The sequence below is a fragment of the Saccharothrix coeruleofusca genome (assembly GCF_014648515.1).
Lineage (GTDB): Bacteria > Actinomycetota > Actinomycetes > Mycobacteriales > Pseudonocardiaceae > Actinosynnema > Actinosynnema coeruleofuscum.
In genome coordinates this window covers 1-572 of sequence record NZ_BMRG01000059.1, presented here as the reverse complement: position 1 = coordinate 572, position 572 = coordinate 1, and the positions used below count along the sequence as shown (strand labels likewise).

The 572-nt window shown below is 67.5% G+C and carries 1 protein-coding gene; it reads left to right on the top strand.

Annotated elements, in window-relative coordinates; translation table 11 throughout:
- Nucleotides 1-54: 54 nt before the first annotated feature.
- A partial coding sequence (locus tag IEZ00_RS36030; RefSeq protein WP_306344717.1) for an acyltransferase domain-containing protein occupies nucleotides 55-572 on the top strand: 518 nt, incomplete at its 3' end.

Below are 572 nucleotides of genomic sequence, written 5' to 3'. Positions count from 1 at the left end.
GCGGCGGCTTTTGATCGGGTGTGCGGGTTGTTGGACCCGGTGGTGCGGTCGGCTGTGTTCGGTGAGGACGGTGCTGGCGGTCGTCTGGATTTGACGGAGTTCGCGCAGCCGGGGTTGTTCGCTGTTGAGGTGGCGTTGTTCCGGTTGTTCGAGTCGTGGGGTGTGGTTCCGGATTTCGTGACCGGTCATTCGGTGGGTGAGATCGCGGCGGCGCATGTGGCGGGTGTGTTGTCGCTGGAGGATGCCTGTCGGTTGGTGACGGCGCGGGGTCGGTTGATGCAGGGGTTGGCGCCGGGTGGGGTGATGGTGGCGGTCGCCGCGGGTGAGGGTGTGGTGGCGCCGTTGGTGGCCGAGCAGGGCGATCAGGTGTCGATCGCGGCGGTGAACAGTCCGTCGTCGGTGGTGGTGTCGGGGGTCGGGCCTGCGGTGGAGCGGGTGGTGGCGCGGCTGGCGGAGTTGGGGTGTCGGTCGAGGCGGCTGGTGGTGAGTCATGCGTTCCACTCGTCGTTGATGGAGCCGATGTTGGAGGATTTCCGGGCGGTGGTGTCCGGGTTGACCTTCCGGTCTCCGCG